This is a genomic window from Luteimonas sp. MC1750, from assembly GCF_016615955.1.
Taxonomy (GTDB): domain Bacteria; phylum Pseudomonadota; class Gammaproteobacteria; order Xanthomonadales; family Xanthomonadaceae; genus Luteimonas.
On sequence record NZ_CP067113.1, the window covers coordinates 2,485,467 to 2,510,703 of the forward strand.

Genomic DNA, 25,237 nt, shown 5'->3' on the forward strand with positions numbered 1-25,237 from the left:
CTGCGCCACGAACGCTCCTGTAGGAGCGGCTACAGCCGCGATGCAATGCTGCGATCGTCGACACCGACGCGATGCGATGATGCGATCGCGGCTGTAGCCGCTCCTACAGGGGCGCTGTGGCCGCCCTTACAGGAGCTGATTGGCCGGGGGCTGCGGGACGTCGAACACCTGGCGCAGGTAGCGCAGATAGTCCTCGTCGTCGACCATGGTCTTGCCCGGGGAATCGCTCAGCTTGGCGACGGGCTGGCCGTTGCAGGCCACCATCTTCAGCACGATCTGCAGTGCCTTCGGGCCGGTGTCGTTGGTGAGGTTGGTGCCGATTCCGAACGAGGTGCGGCAGCGGCCGCGGAAACGTTCGTAGAGCGCCATCACCTGCCCGACGTCCAGGCCGTCGCTGAACACCAGGGTGCGCGTGCGCGGGTCGACCCGCATCGATTCCAGGTGCGCCAGCATGCGCTCGCCCCAGGCATGCGGATCGCCGGAGTCGTGGCGCATGCCGTCGAAGAGCTTGCAGAAGTACAGGTCGAAGTCGCGCAGGAAGGCCTCGAGCCCGATCACGTCGGTGAGCGCGATGCCGAGGTCGCCGCGATATTCCTGCGCCCAGGCCTCGAACGCCGCCTTCTGCGAGTCGCGCAGCCGCGGACCCAGCGCCTGGTGCGCCTGCAGCCATTCGTGGGCCATCGTGCCCTGCGGCACCAGGCCGTGGCGCCGCGCGATGTCGACGTTGCTGGTGCCGGCGAACTTCGGCCCGAACAGCTCCGCGACCCGCGGCACGAGCCGCTCCTGCCAGGCGCGCGAGTAGCGCCGGCGGGTGCCGAAATCGGTGATGCGGCAGTCTTCGTAGCCGACCGCGGCGTCGATGCGGTCGACCTTGGCCTGCAGGCGCCGCAGCCCTTCGGCCGCGTCGGCCGGCCCGTGTTCGCCCACCGACCAGGCCTCGCTGACGATCGCCAGCAGCGGCACCTCGAACAGGATCGTGTGCAGCCACGGTCCTTCCACGGTCAGCGACAGCCCGCCCTGCTCGTCCCCGCTGCGCTCCAGCCGCAGGTAGCGACGGTCGAGCCGGAACAGGCCGAGGAAATCGACGAAGTCCGGCTTGATGAAGCGCAGCCCGCGCAGGTAATCGAGCTCGTCGGCCGTGAAGCGCAGTTCGCACAGGACATCGATCGCATCCGACACCACGTCGATATGCCGCGCGAGGTCGACCCCGGCGGACCGGCAGCGGAAGCGGTAGCGCGCGTGCGCCGCGGGATAACGATGCAGCACCGCCTGCATCATCGTGAACTTGTAGAGGTCGGTATCGAGCAGCGAGCGGATCATGGCGTCGCGGCCCGGAGCGATGCCGCCAGGATCCGCGGCAGGCGTGACAGCCAGTGCGTCCAGATCGCCAGCCACACCGCGGCGCGCACCGACGCGCCGCGCGCGGGTGCCTCGAAGCGGCGGAAGTAGCGCCACAACCCGCGGTGCTTGTGCCACTCGACGAAGAACGGCCGCGCGCGCGAGGACACGCCGCGCAGGTGCAGCACGCGCACGTCGTTGGCCACGGCGACGGTGGCGCCGGCGATCCGCGCGCGGCGGCACAGGTCCAGGTCCTCGGCGTGCAGCCGGTAGGCGGCATCGAAGCCGCCGATCCGCTCGAACAGCGCGCGCGGTACCAGCATCAGCGCACCCGAGACCGCGTCCACCGGCTGCAGCGCGGCGCCCTCGTCCACCGCCACGTCCAGCGGGCGCCCGCGCCGTGCGCGCAGCGGCCCGCGCAGCATGCCGGCGAAGTCCGGATCGTTGCGCCGGGCGGCGCCGTCGCGCACGCCGTCCTCGTCGACCAGGTCGGCCCCGAGCAGGACGTCCGCGCCCGCGGCGCCGGCGTGGCGCAGCAGCCGCGGGAAGGTGTCGGCTTCGACCAGGCAGTCGGGATTGACGAAGGCCAGCCACGGCGCCTGGCTGTCCGCCGCGCCCTGGTTGCAGGCGGTGGCGAATCCCGGGTTGTCCGGATTGGCGATGAAGCGCAGGCGTGGGTCGGTCACCGCGTGGCGCTGGACCACGGCCAGGGTGTCGTCGCTGGACGCGTTGTCGATGACGCGGATCTCGGCGACGCCGGTGGCGGCGCGCAGGCGGACCAGGCAGGCGTCGATGCTGGCGGCACTCTCATGGCTCACCACGATGGCGGCGACCGCGTTCACGACGCGAACAGCTCGTGCTGCGACGGTGGATCCACGCCGTCGAGGCGCCGCGCCAGGGCGCTGCGCAGCCCACGCGCCGGATCCTGCATCAGGAAGCGCGCCAACCGCGGCGGCCACGCCGGCCAGCGCGCGGCCAGCGCATCCAGGTCGCCCTCGGCCGGCCCGCCCTCGCCGCCGCGGGCCACGAAGGCGGTTTCGCACAGCACGTTGCGCCAGCCCAGGCCGGCCATCCGCAGCGAGAGATCGATCAGCGCCGCATAGCGCGACGCGTAGCTGGCGGCATCCAGTCCGCCGGCCCTCGCGCGCGCCCGGCCGCGGATGAACACCGCATGGTCGATCGCCGCCGGCAGCTCGGGATGCACCGGCGACATGCCGCCCGCGGCGCGCGCCAGCCGGGCCAGGTCGGCGCCTGCGGGCTGCGGGCCGACCTCGCCGCAGTCCGGCCATGCGGCGGTTTCGCCGGCGTTGCACCAGGGCGTGGCGGTGGCGATGGCACCGTCGCGCGCGGCGCAGGCCGCCAGCTGCTGCGCCCAGCCGGGACCGGGCACGGCGTCGGGCGCCAGCACGATGACGTCGGCGTCGCCGCAGGCCGCCAGCGCCTCGTCCAGGTGCGCCACCTCGCCCAGCGGCCGCGGCCGGCGCGTGTACTCGGCGCGCAGCGGCGTGCGGTCCAGCCAGCGCTCGATGATCGCGAGTCCGCGCGGGCCCGCCTGCGCATCGTCGGCCAGCCAGACCCGCGTGCCCGCGGGCGTGCCGGCGTCGAGCGCGGCCAGGCAGGCGTCGAGCGTGCCGTCGTCGATCGCGACCGGAAGCAGCACCACCGGGACCTCGGGCACGCCGGCGCCCCCTCCGCCGGCCATGTTCAGTCGGCGGACCGGTTGAGCGGCTCCAGCGCGCGGAAGCGGCGGCCGTATTCGTCGGTCAGGTTGCGCGCGTCCTGCTGGTTGCGGACCAGGGTCGGGGTCAGCAGCACGATGACCTCGCTGCGGCTGCTGTTCGACGACTGCCGGCCGAACAGCCCGCCCACCACCGGGATGCGGCTCAGGCCCGGGAAGCCGGTCGAGCCGCGGCTGGTCGTGTCCTGGATCAGGCCGGCCAGCATCACCGTGTCGCCGCTCTGGACCACGGCATTGGTCTTCAGGCGCCGGGTGTCGATGCGCACGTTGCCGTTCTGGTCGGGCTGGCTGCCGGGACTGCTGACTTCCTGCACGATGTCGAGGAACACGGTGCCGTCCCGGGTGACCCGCGGGCGCACCTTGAGGATGGTGCCGGTGTCGAGGTACTGCACCTGGCTGTAGGAGCTGTCGCCGCCGAAGCCGGGATTGACCGTCACCGACGAGATCGGGATCCGGCTGCCGACGTTCAGCGTGGCCTCGTAGTTGTTGCGCACCATCACCGAGGGCGTCTGCAGCATCTGCACGTCGCTGACCTCGTCGAGCGCATTGATGATCGCCGCGGCGTTGCGGCCGAGGAAGGTCCACGCCAGGCCCGCGGGACCGGCCCCGGTGTTGGTGCCGGTCACGTTGCCGGCGATCGCGCTCCAGGTGTCGCGGCCGACCGCGCTCGGCAGGCCGGCATCGGTCACCGCGCGCTCGAAGAACCAGTTGACGCCGTAGCTGAGGTCGCCGCTCAGCGAGACCTCCACCACCTGCGCCTCGATGTGCACCTGCAGCGGCATCACGTCCAGGCGGTCGATGACCTCGCGGATCGAGCGCCAGGCCTGGCCGGTGGAGCGCACCAGGAGGGTGTTGGTCTCGTCGACCGCCGACACGCCGACTTCGGCGCCGTCGACTTCGAGCGTCACCGAGGTGTCGCCGCCCTGGCGCTCGCCCAGCGACAGCGAGCCGCTGCCCAGGCCGCCGCCGCTGCCGCCGTCGCTGCCGCGGTCACCGATGCCCGCGCTGCTGGTGCCGTCCATGCCGCCGTCGCCGATCTCCGTCGACTCCAGGCCGGGCATCAGCGAGGCCCCCCCGCGGCGCCCGCCGCTGCTGCCACCGCCACCGCGCCGGCCGTACACCTCGGACAGGCGCTCGGCCAGGTCCTTGGCGGTGACGTACTTGAGCTCGTAGGAGAACAGCTGCACGCCGCCGCCGGCGCCGTCGATGCGCGCGATCCACTGCTCGATCTGGTCGAGGTAGGCCGGCTGCGCGGTGATCACCAGGACCGAGTTGGCGCCCTCCAGCGGCATGAAGCGGAACATGCCGGCGACCGGCGAGTTGCTGCCCTCGCCGAACACCTTCTCCAGGTCGGCCACCACCTGCGGCGCGCGGCCGGCGACCAGGGGGAACACGCCGACCGACATGCCGGCCAGCCAGTCGACGTCGAAGATCTCGATCGTGCGCAGGTAGTTCTCCAGCTCCTGGCGGGTGCCGGCCACGGTGATGACGTTGCGCCCGGCGTCGACGTTGACGATGGCGTTCGGGCGCGCATACGGCTGCAGCACCTTCTCCATCTCCACCGCGGAGACGTACTGCAGCGGCACGACGCGGGTCTCGAAGCCACGCGCGCCGGCGGCGGTGCCGGTGCGCGCGGCCACCGCGCCGCTGGCCACGGCGGCGTCGGCGGGCACGATGTTGTAGCGGCCGTCGGCGTAGATCATCCGGGCGTTGTTCCAGCCCAGCACCATCTCCAGCAGGCTCAGCGCCTGCGCCGGGCTGACGGTCTTCGGCGTCGCCAGGGTGACGGTGCCCTGCACGCCCGGCGCGATCACGTAGTTCTGCCCTAGCATGTCGCCCAGGATCACCTTGACCACGGCATGCAGCGACTCGCCTTCGAAATTGAAGGTGGCCTCGCCGCTGGTGCCGGCCAGGTTGGGCGGCGCGGAGGCCGCCAGCGACTCGTTGATCACCCGCCCGTCGCCGCGGTGCTTGATCGCGCGCGGGTCGCCGGCCAGCGGCTCCTCGACGATGCCGTCGGCGGCCATGGCCGCTGGGCCGGTGGCCGCGCGCGGCACGCCGTCGACCTGGATGACCGGCTGCGGCATGCGTGCATCGCGGCGCACGTCCGGCGCCGGCACCGAGGCGCAGGCGGCCAGCAGCGTGGCGAGGAGCGCGGCGAGCGCGGGCTTGAGGGGGCGTGTCAGGGTCATCGTGGGCATTCCAGGGGTTCCGTCCGGCTACTGGCCCTGCTGGGCCTGTTCGCGCAGGCGGGCGCGACGCGCCTCGATGCGCGCGCGGATCGCCTGCACCTGCTCGTCGGAGCTGCGGGCGGTGGGCGTGTCGGGTGGGGGGGCAGGCGGGGGGGCCTGGGTTCCACCGTCGGCGGACGGCGGAGGGGGTGGCGTCTCGCTCGACGGCTGCTCGCCGGCACCGGCAATTCCGCCGCCGGCCGGATCGGCCGGGCTGCCCGCGGCATCGGCGGCGCGTGCCCCCGGCGCCGCCGGCTGGGCGGACGCGGACGCGCGGCGCGCGGGTGTCGCCTCGGGACGCGCGGGCACCTGCCCCGGCGCCTGCGGGCTGGCGATCGCGGTCGGCGCTTCGCCGCCGGTGCCATCGAACACCCGCAGCTCCAACGTGCGCTGGCCCTCGGGACCGTCGAACACGGCGCCGCGCGGCGAGATCGACGACAGCTGCCAGCCCTGCACGCCGGCCGGCGACTCGCCCACCTTCAGGCGCACCGGTTCGCCGCCCGCGGCGGGTTGCACGATCGCGACCTGCAGGCCGGGCGTCATCAGCACGCTGGTCAGCACGTACTCGAACTCGGCCGGGGCCTCCTCGTCGACCGGATTGATGACGAACAGTTCCGGCCGGCGATCGGTGGTGAACAGCGGCCGCTCGCCGAACTCGGCGTACTGGGCCAGCGGCCCGAGGCGGTCCTCGGTTTCCCGCGCGGCCGCGGGCAGGCCCTGGACCAGGGCCGGATCCGGCGGCAGCCGTTCGATCCGGCCGCCGAGCCCGAACAGGCCCAGCACCCAGGTGGCCAGCGCCCACAGCGCCAGCGCGCCGAGCAGCCAGGTGCGCGCGCCGGCGCTCTCAGCGCGCATCGCCCGCTCCCGCCGTGGCCGGCTGCGGCTGCAGGTAGCCGTAGAGATCGAAGGTGACGTCGAGGCCCGCGCCCTGCGCCGCGCCGCCGCGGCCGAAGGCCTGGCGCGGCGCGAGCACGTTGAGGTTGTCGACGAACAGGCGCGGCGAGCCGTCCTCGAGCGAGTGCAGCACCGCCGCCAGCTCGCCGTTGCCGCAATGCAGGCGCACCTGCACCAGGGCGCGGCGGAAGCGGCCCTGCTGGCGGGTGTCGGTCATCGGCGAGCGGTTGCGGATGGCGCAGCTGCGGTTGCCGGGGCTGGCCTCGAGCACGGCGGTTTCCAGCCGTGCGCTGAGGGCGGCGGTGGCGAGTTCGGCGCTGCGCTCGTCCATGAACCCGGGCACGCGTGACGCCACCTCGCGCACCTGCTCGAGCCGCGCCTGCACCTGCGGCGCCTGGGCGAGTTCCATGCGCACGCGCAGGTCGCGCTGCTGCAGGCCTTCGATGCGCTCGCCGGTTTCCAGCATCGGTGCCGTCCACCAGGGGTGGACCAGCAGCACGTAGGCCAGCGCGAGCGCGCCGGCGAGGATCGCCAGCGCCAGCCAGCGGTCGCGCTCAGGGATCGCTTCGCGCATCGGCGGCCCCCCTGCCCGGTCCCGCCTGTCCCGCGGCGCCGGTGACCGGCGCGACCACCAGTTCGGCGGTCAGGGTGAAGCGGTCGCGGCCGCTGCGCGGATCCGGCTGCAGGGCACCGGCCAGCGCCGGCGAGCGCCACAGCGGCGAGCCCTCGAGGCGCTGCACCAGCGCCGGGGCCTCGCTGCTGAGGCCGATGAGCAGGATCCGGGTGTCCTCGATCGACAGCTTCTCGAGATAGGTGGAATCGGGCAGCCGCCGGGCGAGTTCGTCCATCACTTCGACCGTGGTCGGGCGCGCGGCGCGCGCGGACTGCAGGAAGGCCATGCCGTCCACGAGGTCGACCAGCGCCTGGCGCTGCGTGGACGCGGTGCGGGCGCGGGACGCGGCCTGCGCGACCTCGGCCTCTAAGACGTCGGCGGCGGCGCGCCGGTTGTCCAGGACCTGCCACAGCCCGGCCGCGATCGCGACCACGGCCACCAGGCCCAGGGCGAGGTTCCAGCCCAGCCACGGGTCCGCGCGCCGGTGGCGGCGCGCGCCCGGCAGCAGGTTCACGCCCAGGCCACCGCCGGCCGCGCTTTCGACGTCGACGCCGGTCAGCGTGTTCGCCAGCGGTCCCAGCGCGACCAGCCGCGATTCCAGCGCCTGGCGCGGGACGACCACCAGCTCGGCGTCGACCTGGCCGTCGCCGCGTCGGCCGAGCAGGCGGGCGTCGTACTCGACGTCGGCGGCCGGGAACGGGGTCTGCCGCTCGATCTCGAAGCCCAGCACCTCGCGCAGCCGGTCGGCGGCGGCGGCGGGCAGCGGCAGGGCGCGGCGCAGGCTGGCCTCCGCGGGCAGCAGCAGCCAGCGCGGCAGGCTCGCCACGCGCTGCGCGAGCAGCGGTGCGAGCGGATCGTCGGCGCTGGTCGACAGCGGCGGCAGCTCGGCCAGGCGGCGCACGCCGTCGGGTCCCTCGATCGCCAGCAGCAGGCCGTCACCGGTGACCTGCAGCAGCAGGCGCTCACGGGCAAGGCCGAACAGCTCGCGCAGCCGCTGCGGCAGCCAGGTGGCCAGGGCGCGGGTCCACCAGCGCCAGAACCCGGCCGCGCGCGGGCGCAGCGAGCCGCCGAGCCCGGCCATGGCGGTGCCCGGGCGACGCGGTGTACCGGCGGTGTGCTCTACGGCTGCCATCAGCGCGGCGCGGCTCCTTCTTCCCAGGCCAGTGGCACGTATGCCGAACCCGGCAACGTGCCCCCACCCGCGCGAACCACCGCCCGCAGCACGGCCTGGCGGCCGTCGGCGAGCCGCGCGCGGCTGTCGATACTATACGTGCCGCTGCCGGCCCCAACGAGGTCCGGCCCGGGTCCGGTGGCGCCCTCGCGCTGCTGCAGCATCAGCGCGGGATCGGCGCCCAGCGCCTGCAGCACGTCGCCGCTGGCGAAGCGCTGGTCGGGCTGCGGGAGGCCGCTGAACACGGTGAGGTGGCGCACCGCCGCCTCGAACAGGGCGCGGTCCATGCCGAGCACCTGCTCGACCTCGGCCACGGTCTCGAATGGCGCGTCCTTCGCGCCATAGGGCAGGCCGGCCGCCTCGTACTGCGGATCCTCGGCGCCGCCCATCGGCTGGGTGAGCTGGTCGCCGTCGCGCCAGTCGACGATCGCGCCGGCCACCGCGTCGGCCTGCTCCTCGTCGGCCCCCAGCACGCGGAACAGCGCGCCGAGCAGGCCGGCGTCGGCGGCGTTGAGGTCGACCTTTCCGGACTCGTCGACAATGCGGACCTCCACCTCGGCCGCGCCGAAGGCCCAGCGGTAGGGCCGGCCGTCGGGCAGCCAGGCGCTGTCCGGCTGGTCGGTCTGCAGCCGCACCAGGGCGTACTCCAGCCCGGCGCGCGCCGCCGACTCGGCGACCACCGCGCCGTGCAGGCCGCGGCCCTGCATGTATTCGATGCGCGCGGTGGCCGCATAGGCACCGACCAGCGCGGTCAGCAGCGCCACCAGCCACATCACGATCACCAGGGCCGCGCCCTGCTGGCGGGCCATCAGCGGCGGCCCCGCAGCTCGCGCAGGCGGTTGCGCTGCCGGCCGTCCGGGCCCGGTCGCGCGCCGGGCGCCAGGCCGGGCCGGACGCCAGGCGCCAGTCCGCGGCGCGTCCCCGGAGCCACCCTCGAGGCGCGGCCGCTGCCGAATTCCGGCGCACTGGCGGCCTGCGGCAGGGCCACCACCAGCGGCGGCCAGGCGCCGCCCTGGTCGCTCTCGATCTCGATCGAGACCTGGAGCGGGAGCTGCTCGTAGGAGTCCCAGGCATCGAGCCAGTCGGTCAGCCCCTCCTCGTCCAGTCCCCGGTAGCGGATGCGCAGGCCGGTGAGCCCCTGCACCAGCGGCTCGGGCGGCCGCGGCTGGTCCTCGTGGATGGTTTCCCCCGCCAGCACCATGTCGAAGGTGACCGCCAGCGCCGAGCCGCCGGCATCGTCATGGACGGCGATGTCGTGCAGGTGCGGACCGCCGCGGCCCAGGTAGCTGGGCAGGTCGGCGACGAAGCGGATGCGGTCGGGCTCGCCGATGAAGCGCAGCGCGCCGCCGGTGTCCTCGTCCGGGGCGAAGGCGATCGGCTGGGCGGCGGCGAGCCGTCGGCGCAGGAAGCCTTCGACCGCGCGCATGCGTTCGGTGCGCGCGGCCATGGCTTCGCCGCGCTCCACGGTCGCGGTGGCGGCGCGCAGCGTCCCGAAGCCCAGCGCCAGCCCCGCGGCCAGCAGCACGGTCGCCAGCAGGACCTCGATCAGGGTGAAGCCGGCGGCGGCGCGGGCGCGGCCCGTGGAGCGGGCGCGGCCCATGGCGTGGGCGCCGCTCACGGCGCGGGTACGGCTCACGGCGTGGCCCCCGGATCGGGCTGGACCAGGCGCAGCGACTCCACCACCAGGCGCTGCGCCGGCCCGCCATCGCCCCAGGACAGCTCGAGGCGCAGGTGCAGCAGTTGCGCCCCGAACGGATCCTGCGGCGCGGCGGCCGGCAGCAGCGGGTCCACCCAGGGCGAGACCTCCAGCTGCCACCGGTAGCGGCCGTCCTCGAGGTCGCCCTCGTCGCGACCGGGCTCCAGCGCCGCGCCCACGCCGACGTCGGCCAGCAGCGACTGGGCGTGCAGCGAGGCACGACCGGCGTCCGCCGACCAGCGCACCTGGCGGGTCGAACCCGACAGCGTGCCGAGCAGGAAGGTGAGCGCCAGCGCCAGCACGCTGAAGGCCACCAGGACTTCGATCAGGGTGTAGCCGCGCTGGCGCGCCGGGAGCGGGATCGCGGCTGTAGCCGCTCCGACAGGAGCGGGCCCTGGTCCTGTAGGAGCGGCTACAGCCGCGATCGGTCTCGCCGCAGACACCACCGGCCACCAGCCCTTCATCGACCTGGCTCCGTGCGATGCATGGTCACCTCGCCGGTCAGCCAGGCCACGTCGATGTCGAACGCGGCCGCGCCGCGGCTGAGCTGCACCCGGCCGCCGGTGGAGGCGCCGTCGCCGAAAAACACGATCGCGCCGACGCCGTCGGCAGGCTGGACTTCGCGCGCGCCGGTGAAGTGGATGCCCAGCGCGTCCGGCACCTCGCCGCTCCGCCCGTCGGCGCCCTGCCAGGCATGGCCGACCGGATCGATCGCGAAGGTCTGCGGCACGCCGGTCGCCAGCGCGCGGGCGCGGGTGTAGCGCAGCTGGCTGGCGATGTCGCGCGCGCTGCCGCGCAGCTCCATGCGCGCGAAGCCGCCGCCAAGGATGCCCGCGGCCAGCACGCCGGTCGCGGCGATCAGCACCATCACCAGCAGCAGCTCCAGCAGCGAGAAGCCGCCGGAGCGGCGCCTTCCGCCGCGCCCGGCGTTCATGGCGGCGCAGCCTTATTCGTAGCGGATGTCCGCGTCGACGCTTTCGCCGCCGGGCTTGCGGTCGGCGCCGTAGCTGACGATGTCGTAGGGGCCGCTGTCGCCCGGCACGCGGTACTCGAAGGGCGTGTTCCAGGGATCGTTGAGGTCGGCGGCCTTCGCATAGGGCCCGAGCCAGCCGCCGGCGCCGCCGGGCGCGGTCACCAGCTCCGACAGCGCGCCCGGCAGGGTGCCGGTGTCCATCTCGAACTGGCTGACCTTCTCGGCCAGGGTCTGCACCTGCGCGCGCGCCAGGTTGACCTTGGCGCGGTCGCCGCCGCCGAGGATGCGCGAGGCCGCGAAGGCGACGATGCCGCCCATCAGCACGACCACGACGATGATCTCGATGAGGCTGAAGCCGCCCTGCGCGGACGGACGGGGGGAACGGTTGAGCGGACGCTTCTGCATGGATTCCTGCCTGAACATTGATTGGAGGCCGCGGGCCGGGCAAGCCCCTAGCCTATGACATTGGTGAGGTCGTAGATCGGCACCAGCACCGCCAGGATCACGACCATGACCACCACCGCCAGCAGCAGGGTGATCACCGGGACCAGCGCGGCGAGCATGCGGTCCAGCGCCTGCCCGGTCTCGGCTTCGAAGGTGTCGGCGGTCTTGAGCAGCATCGTGTCGAGCGCGCCCGACTCCTCGCCCACCTGCACCATCTGCAGCGCCAGACGCGGGAAGCGCTTGTTGCGCGCCAGCGCGGTCGAGAGCGCGACGCCGTTCTTGACCTCCTCGCCCGCGGCTTCGACATCGGCGGCCAGCGCACGGTTCCCGAGCACGTTGCGCCCGATCGCCAGCGCGGCGATCAGCGGCACGCCGTTCTTCAGCAGCGTGCCCAGGGTGCGGGCCAGGCGCGCGGTCTCGATGCGCGCGACCAGGCCGCCGGCGAGCTTGCGCCCCAGCAGCCATTCATCGAAGCGGGCGCGGAACGCCGGGTCGCGCAGCCGGCGGTCGAACCACAGCGCCGCCAGCGACGGCACCGCCAGCAGCACGATCCACCAGTCGCGCACCAGCTCGCCCAGCCCGAGCACGATCTTCGTGAAGAACGGCAGTTCCGCGTCCAGGCTCTCGTACATCACGCCGAACTGCGGCACGACGTAGCCGAGCAGGAACAGCAGCGCCAGGCCCACCATCACGATCAGGATCACCGGATAGATCAGCGCGTTCATGACCCGGCCGCGCAGCGCGCGCGAGCGCTCCAGGTAGTCGGCCAGGCGCTGCAGCGTGTCCTGCAGGGTGCCGCCGGCCTCGCCGGCGCGGACCATGTTGATGTACAGGCGCGAGAACGTGCCGTGCTGGCGCTCCAGCGCGGCCGACAGCGAGGTGCCGCCGCGCACCTGGTCGCGCACGTCGGCGATGGTGCGCCGCGCGGCCTCGTCCTCCGGCAGGTCGAGCAGGATGGTCAGCGCGCGGTCGAGCGGCTGGCCCGCCCCGAGCAGGGTCGCCAGCTGCTGGGTGAACTGCACCAGGCGCTCGCCGGAAAAGGGCTTGGGCTTGAACAGTGCCTTGAGGCTGCCGCCGCCACCGCCCTCGCTGGCCAGCTTCGCTTCCACTGGCAGATGGCCCTGCTCCTGCAGGCGCAGCACCACTTCGGCGTCGCTGGCTGCCTCCATCTGGCCGTCCAGGGTCTCGCCGCGGCTGTTGAGCGCCTTGTAGCGGTACAGCGCCATGCTCAGGCGTCCTCGGTGACGCGCAGCACTTCCTCGATCGTGGTCTGCCCGGCCAGCGCCTTGCGGATGCCGTCCTCGTACATCGTCTGCATGCCGGCGTCGCGCGCCAGTTGCTCGAGCTCGCCCATGCCGGCGTGGCGCATGACCGCGCGGCGCAGGGCGTCGTCCATCACCAGGAATTCGACGATGGTGGTGCGGCCGAGGTAGCCGGTGGGCGCGATGGCCGAACCGCGCGGGCGGTACAGGGCAATCTCGCCTTCGGGCTGGAAGCGGCGCAGGTCGAACTTGGCGATCTCTTCCGGGCTGGCGGGATAGCGCTCGGCGTGGGTCGGCTCGAGCCTGCGCACCAGGCGCTGGGCGAGGATGCCGTTGATGGTCGAGGTGAGCAGGTAGTCCTCGACGCCCATGTCGAGCATGCGGGTGATGCCGCCGGCGGCGTTGTTGGTGTGCAGCGTGCTGAGCACCAGGTGGCCGGTCAACGCGGACTGGATCGCGATGCGCGCGGTTTCCAGGTCGCGCATCTCGCCGATCATGATGATGTCGGGGTCCTGGCGCACGATGCTGCGCAGGGCGTTGGCGAAGTCCAGGCCGATCTGCGGCTTGGCCTGGATCTGGTTGATGCCCTCGATCTGGTACTCGACCGGGTCCTCGACGGTGATGATCTTGACCGTCGGCTGGTTGAGCTTGGAGAGCGCCGTGTACAGCGTCGTGGTCTTGCCCGAGCCGGTGGGGCCGGTGACCAGCAGGATGCCGTGCGGTTGCTGCAGCACGTGGTTGAAGCGCGGCAGGAACTCGTCGGTGAAGCCCAGACGGTGGAAGTCGAACACCACCGTTTCGCGGTCGAGCAGGCGCATGACCACGCTCTCGCCGTGCGCGGTGGGCACGGTCGACACGCGCAGGTCGAGCTCCTTGCCCTGCACGCGCAGCATGATGCGGCCGTCCTGCGGCAGGCGGCGCTCGGCGATGTTGAGCTTGGCCATGATCTTGATGCGGCTGATCACGGCGGCGGTGAGGTTGGTCGGCGGGCTCTCGCCTTCTTCCAGTACGCCATCGACGCGGTAGCGGACCTTGAGCCGGTTCTCGAACGGCTCGACGTGGATGTCGGACGCGCGGAGCTCGACCGCGCGCTGGATGACCAGGTTCACCAGCCGGATCACCGGCGCCTCGCTTGCCAGGTCGCGCAGGTGCTCGACGTCGTCCATGTCGCCGCCTTCGCCCTCGGCGGTCTCGACGATCGCGCCCATCGCGCTGCGGCCCTGGCCGTGCCAGCGCTCGATCAGGTCCGAGATCTCCGAGCGCAGGGCCACGCGCGTGCGCACCGGCTTGCCGGTCGCCAGGCGCACGGCATCGAGCGCATAGGACTCCTGGGGATCGGCCGCGAGCACGTCGACGACGTCATCGCCCTCGGCCACCGGGATCACGTGGAACTGGGTCATGAAGCGCACGCCCAGGGGCGTGCCCTCCGGCGGCAGTTCCGGCATGTCCTTGGCGCTGGCGAGCGGCAGGCCCAGGACGGCGGCACAGGTCTCGGCGTGGTCGCGTTCCGACACCAGGCCAAGGCGACCCAGCAGCCCGAGCAGGCTGCCCCCGGTCTCCTCCTGGAGTCGCCGCGCGCGGGCCAGGTCGGCCTCTTTCAGTCGGCCCTTTTCGAGCAGCGCGGCGACGATGCGCTCGTCGGCGCCGACGGCTCCGGTGGTCTGCTCCGCGGCGGCGTTCATTCGGTGCGGGGGCTCGCCAGGAAGGGGGCCAGCACTGTAGCAAACGCGCCCCGGCTTCCTGCCGGCGCGTCAGCCGACGGCCACGCGCGCGTTCCTGAACATGCGCAGCCACGGCGAGGCTTCGGGCCACGTGGCCGGCGCCCAGCTGAAGTTGGCCGTGGCCAGGGTGCGCTCGGGGTGCGGCATCAGCAGGGTGGCGCGGCCGTCATCGCTGGCCAGCCCGGCCACGGCGTCGTCGGAGCCGTTCGGATTGGCCGGGTAGCCCGTCGCGGGCCGCCCGTCGCCTTCGACGTAGCGCAGCGCCACGCGGGCGGCGGCGCGATCGGCATCGCTGGCGAACTGCGCGCGCCCTTCGCCGTGCGAGACCACCACCGGGATCCGCGAGCCGGCCATGCCGCGCAGGAACAGCGAAGGCGAGTCCAGCACTTCGAGCATCGACAGCCGCGCTTCGAACTGCTCGCTGCGGTTGCGCAGGAAGGTCGGCCAGTGCGCGGCGCCCGGCACGATGTCCTTCAGCTGCGACAGCATCTGGCAGCCGTTGCAGACGCCCAGGGCGAAGCTGTCGCCGCGGGCGAAGAAGCGTTCGAACATCTCGCGCAGGGCCTCGCGCTCCAGGATCGAGGTCGCCCAGCCGCGGCCCGCGCCGAGCACGTCGCCGTAGCTGAAGCCGCCGCAGGCCGCGAGGCCGGCAAAGTCGGCCAGCGTGGCGCGGCCTTCGACCAGGTCGCTCATGTGCACGTCGACGGCCTCGAAGCCGGCGAGCGTGAACGCCGCGGCCATCTCCACCTGGCCGTTGACGCCCTGCTCGCGCAGCACCGCCACGCGCGGGGCGGCGCCGGTGGAGACATAGGGCGCGGCGATGTCCTCGGCGGGATTGAAGCCGAGTTCCGGATGCAGGCCGGGCGCGTCGAAGCGCAGCGCGGCGGCGCGCTCGGCGTCGGCGCACTCGGGATTGTCGCGCTGGCGCTGCATGGCATGGCTGACCGACCACCAGGCGCCGAACAGGTCTTCCCAGACCCACTCGGCCATGACCTCGCCCCCGGCGAGCACGCGCACCGAGGACGCCGTGGTCGGGCGCGCGATGCGCTGAGCGCACTCCACCAGGCCGTGGCGCGCGACCAGGTCGGCGAACTCCACGCGGTCGTCGACCGCGATCTGCACCACCGCGCCCAGCTCCTCGTTGAACAGGGTCCGGAAGACGTTCTCGGTGCGGTCGTCGCCCCAGGCATCGAGGTCGATGTCGAGGCCCACGCGCGAGCAGAACGCCATCTCGCACAGGCTGGCGAAGACCCCGCCGTCGGAACGGTCGTGGTAGGCCAGCAGCAGGCCGGCCTCGCGCGCCTCGCAGACCAGTTCGAAGAAGGCCCGCAGCCGCTGCGGATCGTCGAGATCCGGGCAGGCGCCACCAAATGCGCCGTGCACCTGCGACAGGATCGAGCCGCCCATGCGCTGCTTGCCGGCGCCCAGGCCGATGAGCCACAGCTCGGTGCCGGCCTGGCGCGCCAGCAGCGGGGTCAGCTGCGCGCGCACGTCGGCCACCGGCGCGAAGGCGCTGACCACCAGCGAGACCGGCGACACCGACTTCTGCTGGCCGTCCGCGTCCTGCCACTGCGCCTGCATCGACAGCGAGTCCTTGCCCACCGGGATCGACAGCTCGATCTCCGGGCACAGCTGCATGCCGACCGCGTGCACGGCGTCGAAGAGGCGCGCGTCCTCGCCGGGATGCCCGGCGGCGGCCATCCAGTTGGCCGACAGCTTGGTGCGCGCCAGCGACTCGACCGGCGCGGCGCACAGGTTGGTGATCGCCTCGCCCACGGCCATGCGCGCGCTGGCGGCGGCGTCGATCAGCGCCAGCGGCGTGCGCTCGCCGATCGCCATCGCCTCGCCGGAATGGCCGTGGAAGCCGGCCAGGGTGATCGCGCAGTCGGCCACCGGCAGCTGCCAGGGGCCGATCATCTGGTCGCGCGCGGTCAGCCCGCCGACGCTGCGGTCGCCGATGGTGACCAGGAACTGCTTGGCGGCGACCGTCGGATGCGCCAGCACGCGCAGGCCGGCCTCGTGCAGGGCCTCGCCGGCACCGCCGCCCGCGGCGAGCGCGACGACGTCGAGCTGCGGCCAGCGGTGGGGCGTGGCGCGCGCGGTGTCGCGGTGCATCTTCGGCGCCTTGCCGAAGATGAGGTCCATCGGCAGGTCGATCGGCAGCGTCTCGGCGGCCGCGTCGCGCGGCTGCAGCGCCAGGCCGAGCCCGGACGCCGACGGCGCCAGCACGCCGTAGCCGACCACCAGCCGCTCCTCGGCCGTCGCCACGCCCACCACCGCGAACGGACAGCGTTCGCGCCGGCACAGCGCGGCGAAGTCGTCGAGGCGGTCGGCGGCGATGCCGAGCACGTAGCGTTCCTGCGATTCGTTGCACCACAGCTGCATCGGCGACAGCGACGGATCGTCGCTGGGCACCCGGCCGAGGTCGACCACGCCGCCCACGCCGGAATCGTGCAGCAGCTCGGGGATCGCGTTGGACAGGCCGCCGGCGCCGACGTCGTGGCACCACTTGATCGGATTGCCGTCCTCGCCCCTGGCCGCGCAGCGGTCGAGGACCTCCTGGCAGCGGCGCTCCATTTCCGGGTTGTCGCGCTGCACGCTGGCGAAATCGAGGTCCTCGGCGCTTTCGCCCGAGGCCACCGAGCTCGCGGCGCCGCCGCCCAGGCCGATCAGCATCGCCGGGCCGCCGAGCACGATCACCGCGTCGCCCGGCGACAGCCGGCGCTTGGCCACCTGGTCGCGGTCGATCGCGCCCAGGCCGCCGGCGAGCATGATCGGCTTGTCGTAGGCGCGGACCAGGCCGTCGGCCTCCGGCAGCTCGAAGCTGCGGAAGTAGCCGGTGAGGTTGGGGCGGCCGAATTCGTTGTTGAACGCCGCCGCGCCCAACGGGCCGTCGGTCATGATTTCCAGCGCCGGGGCCATGCGCGGGTTCAGCGCGCGCGGCTGTTCCCAGGGCTGCGGCAGCGCCGGGATGCGCAGGTGCGAGACGCTGAAGCCGACCAGGCCCGCCTTGGGCTTGCCGCCGCGGCCGGTGGCGCCCTCGTCGCGGATCTCGCCGCCGGCGCCGGTCGAGGCCCCGGCGAACGGCGAGATCGCCGTCGGATGGTTGTGGGTCTCGACCTTGATGCAGAACGCGCTGTCGATCGCCGCTTCGGCGCGGTACATGGCGGTGTCCGGATCCGGGCGGAAGCGCCGCGCCGGATAGCCCTCGACCACCGCAGCGTTGTCGCTGTAGGCCGACAACGTGTGCGCGGGGGTCTGCGCGTGGGTGTGCCGGATCATCCGGAACAGCGACTGCGGCCCGCCCGACGGCGCACGCATGTCCTCGCCGTCGATGGTCCACGACGCATTGAAGATCTTGTGGCGGCAGTGCTCGGAGTTGGCCTGCGCGAACATCATCAGCTCGACGTCGTGGGGATCGCGGCCCAGCGCGGCGTAGCGCTCGCGCAGGTAGGCGATCTCGTCCTCGGCCAGCGCCAGGCCGAGGCGCCGGTTGGCGTCTTCCAGCGTCGCCAGCGGGACCACCTCGACCTCGCCCCGGGCCGGCGCGCCGAACAGCGCTTCCGCGCCCGCGTGCGAGACCAGCAGCGACTGGGTCATCGGATCGTGCAGCAGGCGCTCGACCGCCGCGGCGGCCGCGGCATCGGCCGGCCAGCCGGCGACGTCGACGCGGGTGCCGCGCTCCACGCGCTTCACCGGCACGCCGGCGCCGCGCAGCAGTTCGCCGGCCTTGCTGGCCCAGGGCGACAGCGTGCCCAGGCGCGGCGAGACGAAGCGGGTGGTGGTGCCGGGGGCCGCGGCCTCGACGCTGGCGGACGCCTGCAAGATGCGGTGCAGCACCGCCGGGTCGGGCGTGGCGCCGGCTTCGGCGGCGATCCAGTACACGTGCCAGGCGCCGGTGACGCGCAGCGCGGGATCGATGGCTTGCAGGCGGGCCTGGAGGCGTTCGCGCCGGAACGGCGACAGGGCGGGCAGGCCCTCGAGGACGATCATGTCCGGGTTCGACCGTGGAAACGGGCCCGCCATTGTAGCGAAGCCGGGCGACCGCGCGCGGCGCGGCGTCCGGCGGTCAGGGGTGGCCGGCCGCGGCGCGGCCGGGGGCGGTCAACGGCTGCCGGCGGCCCCGGCGGCCGGAGCGGCGGGCGCGGCGGGCGCGGCGGCAGCTTCGGCCGGCGAGGCCTTGCCGGCCAGTTCGTCGAGCGCGGCGCGCAGGTCGGCCGGCGGCATGTAGCCCGGCATCTGCACGCCCGAAGCGGTGACGATCATCGGCGTGCCGGTCAGGCCGACGCGGCGGCCGATGTCGTAGTGGCGCGCCACCGGGTTGGTGCAGTCGCGCGAGGCGACCTTGCGCCCTTCCTTGGCGGCGGTCAGCGCCGCGCCACGATCGGCCGCGCACCAGACCGCGACCATCTTGGCGAAGTCCTCGCTGGCCGGGCCCATGCGCGGGAAGGCCAGGTACTCGATCGCGATCCCCAGGCGGTTGTACTCGGCGATGTCCTGGTGGAGCTTCTGGCAGTAGCCGCACTCGACGTCGGTGAACACGCTCACCGTGTACTCGGGGTTCTCGGGCGCGAACACGATGCGCTCCGAGGCCGGGATCGTGGCCAGCAACCGGCGCCGCACTTCGGCCATGCCGGCCTGGCTGAGGTCGGTCTTCTCGACCACGTCGTAGAGCGCGCCCTGCAGCAGGTAGCGGCCGTCATCGCTGATGTAGACCACCTGCCCGCCAACCACCGCCTCGCGGAAGCCCGGCAGCGGCGCCGGACCCACGTGGTCGACCTCGATGCGCGGATTGATCGACTGCAGCGCCTGGATCGCGCGCGCGTCGACCGAGCCCGCTTCGGCGCTGGCCAGTCCCTGCGCAGGCGCGCGTTCGACGGCAGCGGCGCCCTCGCCCGCGGCGGTGTCGGGAGCCTGGGCGCAGGCGGTGAGGCTGACGGCGCAGAGCAGCAGGGGCAACAGGGACTTCATTCGCGGTCTCGATCCGGGCAGCGCCGCGCGGCGGCGCCAATACCCTGCATTCTCGCACGAGGCCCGGGCGCGGGCGCCGGCCGCCCGGCCCGCCGTTGCACGGGCTTTCAGGCCCGCGGGTGATGCCGGGCGTGCAGGCGCTTGAGCTGCTCGCGCGCGACCAGGGTGTAGATCTGGGTGGTCGACAGCGAGCTGTGGCCCAGCAGCATCTGCAGCGAGCGCAGGTCGGCGCCATGGTTGAGCAGGTGGGTGGCGAAGCTGTGGCGCAGGCCGTGCGGGCTGACGCGCGCGGGGTCGACGCCGGCCGCCGCGGCATGGCGCTTCACCAGCGCCCAGAAGCCCTGGCGGCTGAGCGCTGCCGCGCGCGTGGTGAGGAACAGCGCCGCCGGCGTGGCGCGCCCGGCCAGCGCCGGCCGTGACCGCGCCAGGTAGCGCTCGAGCCAGTCCTGCGCCTGCTCGCCCAGCGGCACCAGGCGCTCCTTGCCGCCCTTGCCGGCCACGCGCAGCACGCCCTGGCGCAGGTTCACGCCGGTCGCGGGCAGGTCGACCAGCTCGCTCACGCGCAGCCCGCAGGCATACATCAGCTCGAGCATGGCGCGGTCGCGCAGCCCGTCCGCGGTGTCGGCGTCGGGCGCCTCGAGCAGGCGCCCGATGTCGCTTTCCGACAGCGCCTTGGGCAGCAGCCGCGGCAGGCGCGGCGGCTCGAGCAGCGCGGTGGGATCGTCGCTGCGCAGGCCCTGGCGCAGCCGCCAGCCATAGAAGGCCCGCAGCGCCGACAGCAGGCGGGCATTGCTGCGCGGCGACCAGCCCTCGCGGCTGCGCCAGGCGAGGTAGTCGAACAGGCCGGCCCGGTCGGCGTCGGCGATGTCGCCGCGGTCGCGCCAGCGCGCGAAGCCCTGCAGGTCGCGGCGATAGCCATCCAGGGTCTGGCGTGCGGCACCCGACTCGGCCCACCAGGCATCGACGAAGCCGTCGATGGCACGCGCATCGGCGTCGCGCAGTGCCGGCAGGGCCAGCACACGGGCGCGGCGCTCGGCGGGCGTGGTCGCGGTCATGGCCACGAGCTTAGCGGCGCGCGGACGGCGGCGGCTATCCTGTGGCGATGGACGCGGACACCTCGCTCGACACCCCCAAGCCAGCAGCCCGACACGGCGCGCGTGCCGGCGCACATCTCGGCAAGCGCGTGCTCGCGATGGTCTACGACCTGCTGCCGGTGCTGTCGATGTGGTTCCTGCTCGGCTTCCTGTTCGCCGTGGGCTACACCCTTGCCGGACACGCGCCGCGCGAGAACATCGAACCCTGGAGCCCGCTGCAGTGGCTGCTGTGGCTGTGCTGCTGGCTGGTGACCGGCGCCTATGCGACGGCCAGCTGGCGTCGCGGCGGCCAGACGCTGGGCATGCGTCCGTGGCGCCTGCGGGTGGCGGCTACCGGCGGCGCCACGCTCTCGTGGCACGGCGCCTGGCTGCGCTACGCGGTGGCCACGCTGTCGGTGGCGGCGGGCGGACTTGGCTTCTGGTGGGCGTGGTTCGACCGCGACCGCCTGACCTGGCACGACCGCGCGGCGGGCACGCACATGGTCCACGAACCGAAAACGACGAGGTGACTCCCATGCGCATCGACATCTGGTCCGACCTGGTCTGCCCCTGGTGCTGGATCGGCAAGCACCGCCTGCAGCGCGCGCTCGCAATATTGGGCGACGACGCTCCGGCCGTCGCGGTGCACTGGCATCCCTTCCTGCTGGATCCGGACGCCGACGCCACGCCGGTCCCCCTGCGCGAGGCCTATGCCGCCAAGTTCGGCGGCGAGGCGCGCGCCGCGGAGCTCCTGGCGCAGACCCAGGCCACCGCGCGCGCCGAAGGCCTGCCGATGGACTTCGACCGCGGCCAGGTGCGCGTGACCACCCTGCACGGCCACCGGCTCATGGGGCTGGCCGCGCGCGAGGGCGATGCCGAAGCGGTGGGCGAGGCGCTGTTCCGCGCGCACTTCGCCGAGGGCCGCAACCTGGCCGATCCCGGGGTGCTGGTTGCGGCCGGCGCCGCGGGCGGCCTCGCGGAAGCGCGCGTGCGCGCGATGCTGGATTCCGACGAGGGCGTGGCCGAGGTGCAGGCCGCGCTGGCCCGCGCGCAGGCGATGGGGATCCGCGCGGTGCCGACCTTCGTCGTCGACGGCCAGCACGGCATCCAGGGCGCGCACCCGCCGGAGGCCCTGGCCGAGGCGCTGCGCAAACTTGCGCCGCCGCCGGCATCGGGCGACGGTGCGGCCTGCGGGCCCGACGGCTGCGAGGCCTGACCGGGGCACCGCGCTCAGGAACCGGCGGCACCCGGCGGCGCACGCGGCGGCGCTGGCGCAAACCAGCCCACCAGCGTGCACAGCAGGCCATAGGCGATGAACGAGCCGATGCCGAGCAGATCGCCCAGGTGCTGGCGGTCGACCAGCACGAGCTTGGCCAGCACCACCGCCATCAGCACCGCGCCGGCCAGCCACAGCACGCGCTGCCCCCGGCGTGAACCGCCGATCCAGCCGGCCACGCCAAGCACGCTCCAGACCACGGTCAGCGCGGTCTGCGCCAGGCTGGTCGACCAGAGGCCCTCGCCCCACGGCACGCCGCCCCAGTGGTGCACCGCGCGCAGGGTGATGCACGTGACCAGCAGGAATCCGGCCGACGACAGCAGCGCCACCCGCCGCCGGGCGAACGCCGGCGCCTGCGACGACCACAGCCAGCGGGCGAACAGCCCCAGCGCCGCGAGCTGGACGAGATCCAGGGGATTGACCAGGGGCAGCCATGGCAGGGGCGCGCTGTCGCCGGCATCGCGCAGCGCGCGCAGCCAGCCGACGCCGACCAGGGCCAGGCAGGTCGCCATGAACGCCGGGTGCATGGCGTCGAACCCTGGGCCCAGCGGCCATCGCAACCGGCGCCAGCGGAATTGCCCCAGGGCCAGCAGCGCAAGCCATGGCAGCGCGGGCAATGCCAAGCGCCAGCCTCCGCCAAGCGCCATGTCGCGCGCGAGCTCCCACGCGGACAGCGAACCCACCAGCGCCCACAGCAGCCACCAGGCGAACTGGCTCCAGGCTGCCGGTTGTCCGCCGTCCGTCCGGAGGCAGGCGAGGCTGCGCACACCGCAAGCAGCGAACGCCAGCCAGGCCGCCGCGCCCCAGCCCGCGAACGGCTGGCCATGGGCATCCATCTGCAGGATCGCCAGCGGCGCCGCCAGTACGAAGGCACCGAGCACCGTCAGCACCAGCGCCGGAGCCGGGCGCCAGCGATGCGCTTCCGCTGCAAGCAGGGTGGTGAGCGCGACCGCGACCAGCAGCACGTCGGCGCGGAGGCCGCTGGCGACGTGAGCGTCGACTTCCTGCACGGCGTTGCCGAGCCACCAGGCCAGGCCCCAGAGGTAGAACGCCAGCGCAGCCGGTGTCCGCCCCGCCCCGCGATACCACCACGCGCTGGCGAAGCCCGCCATCGCCAGCAGCAGCGCGCCGGTGAACCTTGCGTTGGCAAGCACGGGCGCATCGTGCACATGCCCCGCCACACCGATGGAGAACGACACGGCCGCAGCCAGCTGCAGGCAGGTGCCGATCCAGCGCGGCAGACCCCGCCCGGTGCGTAGCCCCAGCCACACCAGCGCGGCGCCCTCGACCGCGAACACCGCCGCGGTCGCACGCGCCGACAGCGCCAGCGGCACGGCCAGCGTCGCGAAGCCGCCTGCAAGCAGGACGTAGGCCTCGGCAAGCACCGCGTGCGGGCCCCGCCGCTGCCACCAGGCCAGCGCGGCATAGATCGCGGCCAGCGCCACGGCGCACAGTGCCAGCTGCGTGCGCTCCCCTTCGAGCAGCGCCGCCTGCAGGCTGAAGGCGATCAGCGGGGTGCCGAACAGCAGGCAGCCGTCGACCACGTCGCGCCGGCCCGGCGGCCTGCGTCGGGCGTAGAGGATCGGCAGCAGCAGGTAGAAGGCGAAGAACAGCAGCAGGAAGGGCTGCGTGGTGGCGAACTTGGACGGCTCATAGGCCAGCACGCCCCAGGCGACCCCGATGCCCCAGGTGAAGATCCAACCCAGCAGGTTGAGCTCGCGCCAGGGCCGCAGCCAGGCGATGGCGAAGATCGCCGCGTTGAGCAGGGCGTAGTACGAGAACAGCACCACGTGGTTGCCGCTGCCCGACGACAGCCAGATCGGCGCCATGAAGCCAGCGAGGATCCCGAGCACCGCCAGCGTGCGCGAACCCTGCAGCACGGCCAGCGCGCCCAGCGCCGCCACCAGGACCACGCTGATCGCGAACGCCGCGCCTGCCGGCAGCATGGCGTACAGCTTGAAGGCCGCGTACACCACCAGCAGCAGTACGCCGATCGCCCCGCCCTGCACCGCCAATGCGAAGCTGCGGTGGCTGCTGCGCTTGCGCCACGCAAAGGCCAGCGCCATCAGTGCCGCCGCGGCAATGGCCGCAAGGCGCAGGCCGATGGGCAAAGTCAGCCAGCCCTGGTTGCTGGCATATCGCAGCAGCGCGGCGACGCCGGCCAGCAGGACCAACACGCCCACCTTGACCGGCACGTTGCCCTCGGTGAACCAGCGGCGCACCGCGTTCGCCAGGCGGTCGAAAGGAGGCGGAGACGCGGGGGCACGTCGCGCTTCCGCCGCGATCGGTTCGACGCGGCGCGCGGGTGCGGGTGAAGGCGCGCGTGATGCCGAAACCGTTGCTGGTGTCTGCGTCGGCGTCGGCGTCGGTCTCGGCTCCGGCGTCGACCCGGACCTCGGCGACGGCGGTGACATCGCAGCCGCGTCCAACCACGCGGCCGGCAGCGGTGCGGTGCCCGGCTTCGCCTGCGCCTGCACCGACGGCGTCTGGACGCGCGCCAGCGCCGCCTCGAGTTCAGCCACCCGCCGCTTCAGGTCCCCCAGGCCCACCAGCGCCACCACCAGCAGCACCGGCAACGAGAGCACCGCCAGCCCCAACAGCATCAGCATCGATTCCATCCGTGCGATCCCTTCCCCTGCCGTCGCCACGGCCCAGAGGGCACCTTGGCGCACCCACCCACAAACAGGAAGCCCCGCGCGAGGCGGGGCTTCCGTGGTCCAACGTGGCTGCGGCCTTACTTCGCGGCCACCACGCGGGCGAGCTCCAGGCACTTGTTGGAGTAGCCCCACTCGTTGTCGTACCAGGCCACCAGCTTGACGAAGGTGTCGTCGAGCTGGATGCCGGCCTCGGCGTCGAAGATCGAGGTGCGTGCGTCGCCGCGGAAGTCGGTGGCGACGACCTTGTCCTCGGTGTAGCCGAGGATGCCCTTCAGCGCGCCTTCCGACTGCGCCTTCATCTCCGCGCAGATCTCGGCGTAGCTCGCGCCCTTCTCGAGCTCGACCGTCAGGTCGACCACCGAGACGTCGGACGTCGGGATGCGGAAGCTCATGCCGGTCAGCTTGCCATTGAGCTCCGGAATCACCTTGCCCACGGCCTTGGCCGCGCCGGTGGACGACGGGATGATGTTCTCGAGGATGCCGCGGCCGCCGCGCCAGTCCTTGTTGGACGGGCCGTCGACCACCTTCTGGCTGGCCGTGGCGGCGTGCACGGTGGTCATCAGGCCGCGCTTGATGCCCCACTTGTCGTTGAGCACCTTGGCGATCGGCGCCAGGCAGTTCGTGGTGCACGACGCGTTGGAGACGATCGCCTCGCCGGCATACTTTTCGTGGTTCACGCCGTAGACGAACATCGGCGTGTCGTCCTTCGACGGCGCCGACAGGATCACCTTCTTCGCGCCGGCGTCCAGATGCTTCTGCGCGGTGGCCTTGTCGAGGAACAGGCCGGTGGACTCGATGACGACGTCGGCGCCGACCTCGTCCCACTTCAGGTTGGCCGGATCACGCTCCTGGGTCAGGCGGATGCGCGTGCCGTTGACCACCAGTGTGCCGTTGTCGATCGAGACGTCACCGTCGAAGCGGCCGTGCACCGAGTCGTACTTCAGCATGTAGGCCAGGTAGTCCGGCTCCAGCAGGTCGTTGATGGCGACGATCTCGATGTCGTTGCCGAAATTCTCCACCGCCGAACGCAGGACGTTGCGCCCGATGCGGCCGAAACCGTTGATGCCTACCTTGATCGCCATGGAATGCAGACTCCGTATCGCCGCGCGCCGCGGCAAGGGTGGGTGGAACACGCAGAACGCCCATTTTAGCAGGCCCCGGCGCGCGGGGCCCGGACTT

Annotated in this window: 20 protein-coding genes and 1 pseudogene; 2 read left to right on the forward strand and 19 right to left on the reverse strand. The window is 73.2% G+C overall.

Features of this window, described 5'->3' with window-relative positions; translation table 11 throughout:
• Positions 1–126: 126 nt before the first annotated feature.
• The 17 genes and pseudogenes from pncB to xerD all read right to left on the reverse strand — a co-directional run bounded on the left by pncB (position 127) and on the right by xerD (position 20,113).
• Positions 127–1,320 carry a nicotinate phosphoribosyltransferase gene (gene pncB, locus JGR68_RS11675; RefSeq protein ID WP_199360040.1) on the reverse strand — a complete coding sequence of 398 codons (1,194 nt, stop codon included), beginning with the start codon at positions 1,318–1,320 and terminating at the stop codon, positions 127–129.
• Entirely contained in the window at positions 1,317–2,180 is an 864-nt protein-coding gene (locus JGR68_RS11680; protein WP_199360039.1) for a glycosyltransferase family 2 protein, read from the reverse strand. Before JGR68_RS11680 ends, pncB begins: the two co-directional genes overlap by 4 nt.
• Positions 2,177–3,040: a glycosyltransferase gene (locus JGR68_RS11685; protein ID WP_199360038.1), complete on the reverse strand. Its 864-nt coding sequence runs from the start codon at positions 3,038–3,040 to the stop codon at positions 2,177–2,179. Before JGR68_RS11685 ends, JGR68_RS11680 begins: the two co-directional genes overlap by 4 nt.
• A 2-nt stretch (positions 3,041–3,042) precedes the next feature.
• Positions 3,043–5,268, reverse strand: coding sequence for a type II secretion system secretin GspD (gspD, locus tag JGR68_RS11690; protein ID WP_199360037.1), 2,226 nt, complete (start codon positions 5,266–5,268; stop codon positions 3,043–3,045).
• A 27-nt stretch (positions 5,269–5,295) separates the two neighbouring features.
• Positions 5,296–6,162 (reverse strand): general secretion pathway protein GspN, encoded by an 867-nt coding sequence (locus JGR68_RS11695; RefSeq protein WP_199360036.1) that lies wholly within the window; start codon positions 6,160–6,162, stop codon positions 5,296–5,298.
• Positions 6,152–6,775, reverse strand: a complete 624-nt coding sequence (gene gspM / locus JGR68_RS11700; protein WP_199360035.1) for a type II secretion system protein GspM — start codon at positions 6,773–6,775, stop codon at positions 6,152–6,154. The genes JGR68_RS11695 and gspM overlap by 11 nt, the downstream gene beginning before the upstream one ends.
• Positions 6,756–7,895, reverse strand: a complete 1,140-nt coding sequence (locus tag JGR68_RS11705) for a PilN domain-containing protein (protein ID WP_199360836.1) — start codon at positions 7,893–7,895, stop codon at positions 6,756–6,758. The genes gspM and JGR68_RS11705 overlap by 20 nt, the downstream gene beginning before the upstream one ends.
• A gap of 50 nt (positions 7,896–7,945) precedes the next feature.
• Entirely contained in the window at positions 7,946–8,794 is an 849-nt protein-coding gene (locus JGR68_RS11710) for a type II secretion system protein GspK (RefSeq protein WP_199360034.1), read from the reverse strand.
• A gap of 131 nt (positions 8,795–8,925) precedes the next feature.
• A pseudogene (locus tag JGR68_RS11715) lies at positions 8,926–9,585 on the reverse strand (prepilin-type N-terminal cleavage/methylation domain-containing protein); the annotation flags it as partial.
• Between the two features lie 32 nt (positions 9,586–9,617).
• Positions 9,618–10,043: a prepilin-type N-terminal cleavage/methylation domain-containing protein gene (locus JGR68_RS11720; RefSeq protein WP_234446651.1), complete on the reverse strand. Its 426-nt coding sequence runs from the start codon at positions 10,041–10,043 to the stop codon at positions 9,618–9,620.
• 98 nt (positions 10,044–10,141) lie between these two features.
• Positions 10,142–10,615, reverse strand: coding sequence for a GspH/FimT family protein (locus tag JGR68_RS11725; protein ID WP_199360032.1), 474 nt, complete (start codon positions 10,613–10,615; stop codon positions 10,142–10,144).
• A 12-nt stretch (positions 10,616–10,627) separates the two neighbouring features.
• The gene (gspG, locus tag JGR68_RS11730; RefSeq protein WP_199360031.1) at positions 10,628–11,059 is read right to left on the reverse strand and encodes a type II secretion system major pseudopilin GspG; all 432 of its coding nucleotides are present in this window, start codon (positions 11,057–11,059) and stop codon (positions 10,628–10,630) included.
• A gap of 47 nt (positions 11,060–11,106) precedes the next feature.
• Positions 11,107–12,324, reverse strand: a complete 1,218-nt coding sequence (locus JGR68_RS11735; RefSeq protein WP_199360030.1) for a type II secretion system F family protein — start codon at positions 12,322–12,324, stop codon at positions 11,107–11,109.
• Between the two features lie 2 nt (positions 12,325–12,326).
• Entirely contained in the window at positions 12,327–14,042 is a 1,716-nt protein-coding gene (gene gspE / locus JGR68_RS11740; protein ID WP_199360029.1) for a type II secretion system ATPase GspE, read from the reverse strand.
• Between the two features lie 69 nt (positions 14,043–14,111).
• Positions 14,112–18,074 (reverse strand): phosphoribosylformylglycinamidine synthase, encoded by a 3,963-nt coding sequence (purL, locus tag JGR68_RS11745; RefSeq protein ID WP_199360028.1) that lies wholly within the window; start codon positions 18,072–18,074, stop codon positions 14,112–14,114.
• A gap of 111 nt (positions 18,075–18,185) precedes the next feature.
• On the reverse strand, positions 18,186–19,052 hold the full coding sequence (locus tag JGR68_RS11750) for a DsbC family protein (RefSeq protein WP_199360027.1): 867 nt from the start codon (positions 19,050–19,052) through the stop codon (positions 18,186–18,188).
• 107 nt (positions 19,053–19,159) lie between these two features.
• Entirely contained in the window at positions 19,160–20,113 is a 954-nt protein-coding gene (xerD, locus tag JGR68_RS11755) for a site-specific tyrosine recombinase XerD (RefSeq protein ID WP_199360026.1), read from the reverse strand.
• A gap of 131 nt (positions 20,114–20,244) precedes the next feature.
• Between xerD and JGR68_RS11760 the strand changes: the two genes are divergently transcribed.
• Both JGR68_RS11760 and JGR68_RS11765 read left to right on the forward strand, forming a co-directional pair.
• On the forward strand, positions 20,245–20,655 hold the full coding sequence (locus JGR68_RS11760; protein WP_234446652.1) for an RDD family protein: 411 nt from the start codon (positions 20,245–20,247) through the stop codon (positions 20,653–20,655).
• A gap of 5 nt (positions 20,656–20,660) precedes the next feature.
• Positions 20,661–21,341, forward strand: a complete 681-nt coding sequence (locus tag JGR68_RS11765) for a DsbA family oxidoreductase (protein ID WP_199360024.1) — start codon at positions 20,661–20,663, stop codon at positions 21,339–21,341.
• A 14-nt stretch (positions 21,342–21,355) separates the two neighbouring features.
• Here JGR68_RS11765 and JGR68_RS11770 read toward each other — a convergent pair whose 3' ends face one another.
• Both JGR68_RS11770 and gap read right to left on the reverse strand, forming a co-directional pair.
• A complete protein-coding gene (locus tag JGR68_RS11770; RefSeq protein ID WP_199360023.1) occupies positions 21,356–24,019 on the reverse strand; it encodes a DUF2339 domain-containing protein in 2,664 nt (887 codons plus the stop codon).
• A gap of 116 nt (positions 24,020–24,135) precedes the next feature.
• Positions 24,136–25,140, reverse strand: a complete 1,005-nt coding sequence (gene gap, locus JGR68_RS11775) for a type I glyceraldehyde-3-phosphate dehydrogenase (RefSeq protein WP_199360022.1) — start codon at positions 25,138–25,140, stop codon at positions 24,136–24,138.
• Positions 25,141–25,237 lie beyond the last annotated feature (97 nt).

Coding starts and splice junctions, on each gene's coding strand:
- gap (WP_199360022.1), bottom strand. CDS start 25,140: ATGGCGATCAAGGTAGGCATCAACGGTTTCGGCCGCATCGGGCGCAAC.
- JGR68_RS11760 (WP_234446652.1), top strand. CDS start 20,245: ATGGTCTACGACCTGCTGCCGGTGCTGTCGATGTGGTTCCTGCTCGGC.
- JGR68_RS11735 (WP_199360030.1), bottom strand. CDS start 12,324: ATGGCGCTGTACCGCTACAAGGCGCTCAACAGCCGCGGCGAGACCCTG.
- JGR68_RS11710 (WP_199360034.1), bottom strand. CDS start 8,794: ATGGCCCGCCAGCAGGGCGCGGCCCTGGTGATCGTGATGTGGCTGGTG.
- JGR68_RS11770 (WP_199360023.1), bottom strand. CDS start 24,019: ATGGAATCGATGCTGATGCTGTTGGGGCTGGCGGTGCTCTCGTTGCCG.
- gspD (WP_199360037.1), bottom strand. CDS start 5,268: ATGACCCTGACACGCCCCCTCAAGCCCGCGCTCGCCGCGCTCCTCGCC.
- JGR68_RS11695 (WP_199360036.1), bottom strand. CDS start 6,162: ATGCGCGCTGAGAGCGCCGGCGCGCGCACCTGGCTGCTCGGCGCGCTG.
- purL (WP_199360028.1), bottom strand. CDS start 18,074: ATGATCGTCCTCGAGGGCCTGCCCGCCCTGTCGCCGTTCCGGCGCGAA.
- JGR68_RS11750 (WP_199360027.1), bottom strand. CDS start 19,052: ATGAAGTCCCTGTTGCCCCTGCTGCTCTGCGCCGTCAGCCTCACCGCC.
- gspG (WP_199360031.1), bottom strand. CDS start 11,059: ATGCAGAAGCGTCCGCTCAACCGTTCCCCCCGTCCGTCCGCGCAGGGC.
- gspE (WP_199360029.1), bottom strand. CDS start 14,042: ATGAACGCCGCCGCGGAGCAGACCACCGGAGCCGTCGGCGCCGACGAG.
- JGR68_RS11705 (WP_199360836.1), bottom strand. CDS start 7,895: ATGGCCGGGCTCGGCGGCTCGCTGCGCCCGCGCGCGGCCGGGTTCTGG.
- pncB (WP_199360040.1), bottom strand. CDS start 1,320: ATGATCCGCTCGCTGCTCGATACCGACCTCTACAAGTTCACGATGATG.
- gspM (WP_199360035.1), bottom strand. CDS start 6,775: ATGCGCGAAGCGATCCCTGAGCGCGACCGCTGGCTGGCGCTGGCGATC.
- JGR68_RS11765 (WP_199360024.1), top strand. CDS start 20,661: ATGCGCATCGACATCTGGTCCGACCTGGTCTGCCCCTGGTGCTGGATC.
- JGR68_RS11725 (WP_199360032.1), bottom strand. CDS start 10,615: ATGAACGCCGGGCGCGGCGGAAGGCGCCGCTCCGGCGGCTTCTCGCTG.
- JGR68_RS11685 (WP_199360038.1), bottom strand. CDS start 3,040: ATGGCCGGCGGAGGGGGCGCCGGCGTGCCCGAGGTCCCGGTGGTGCTG.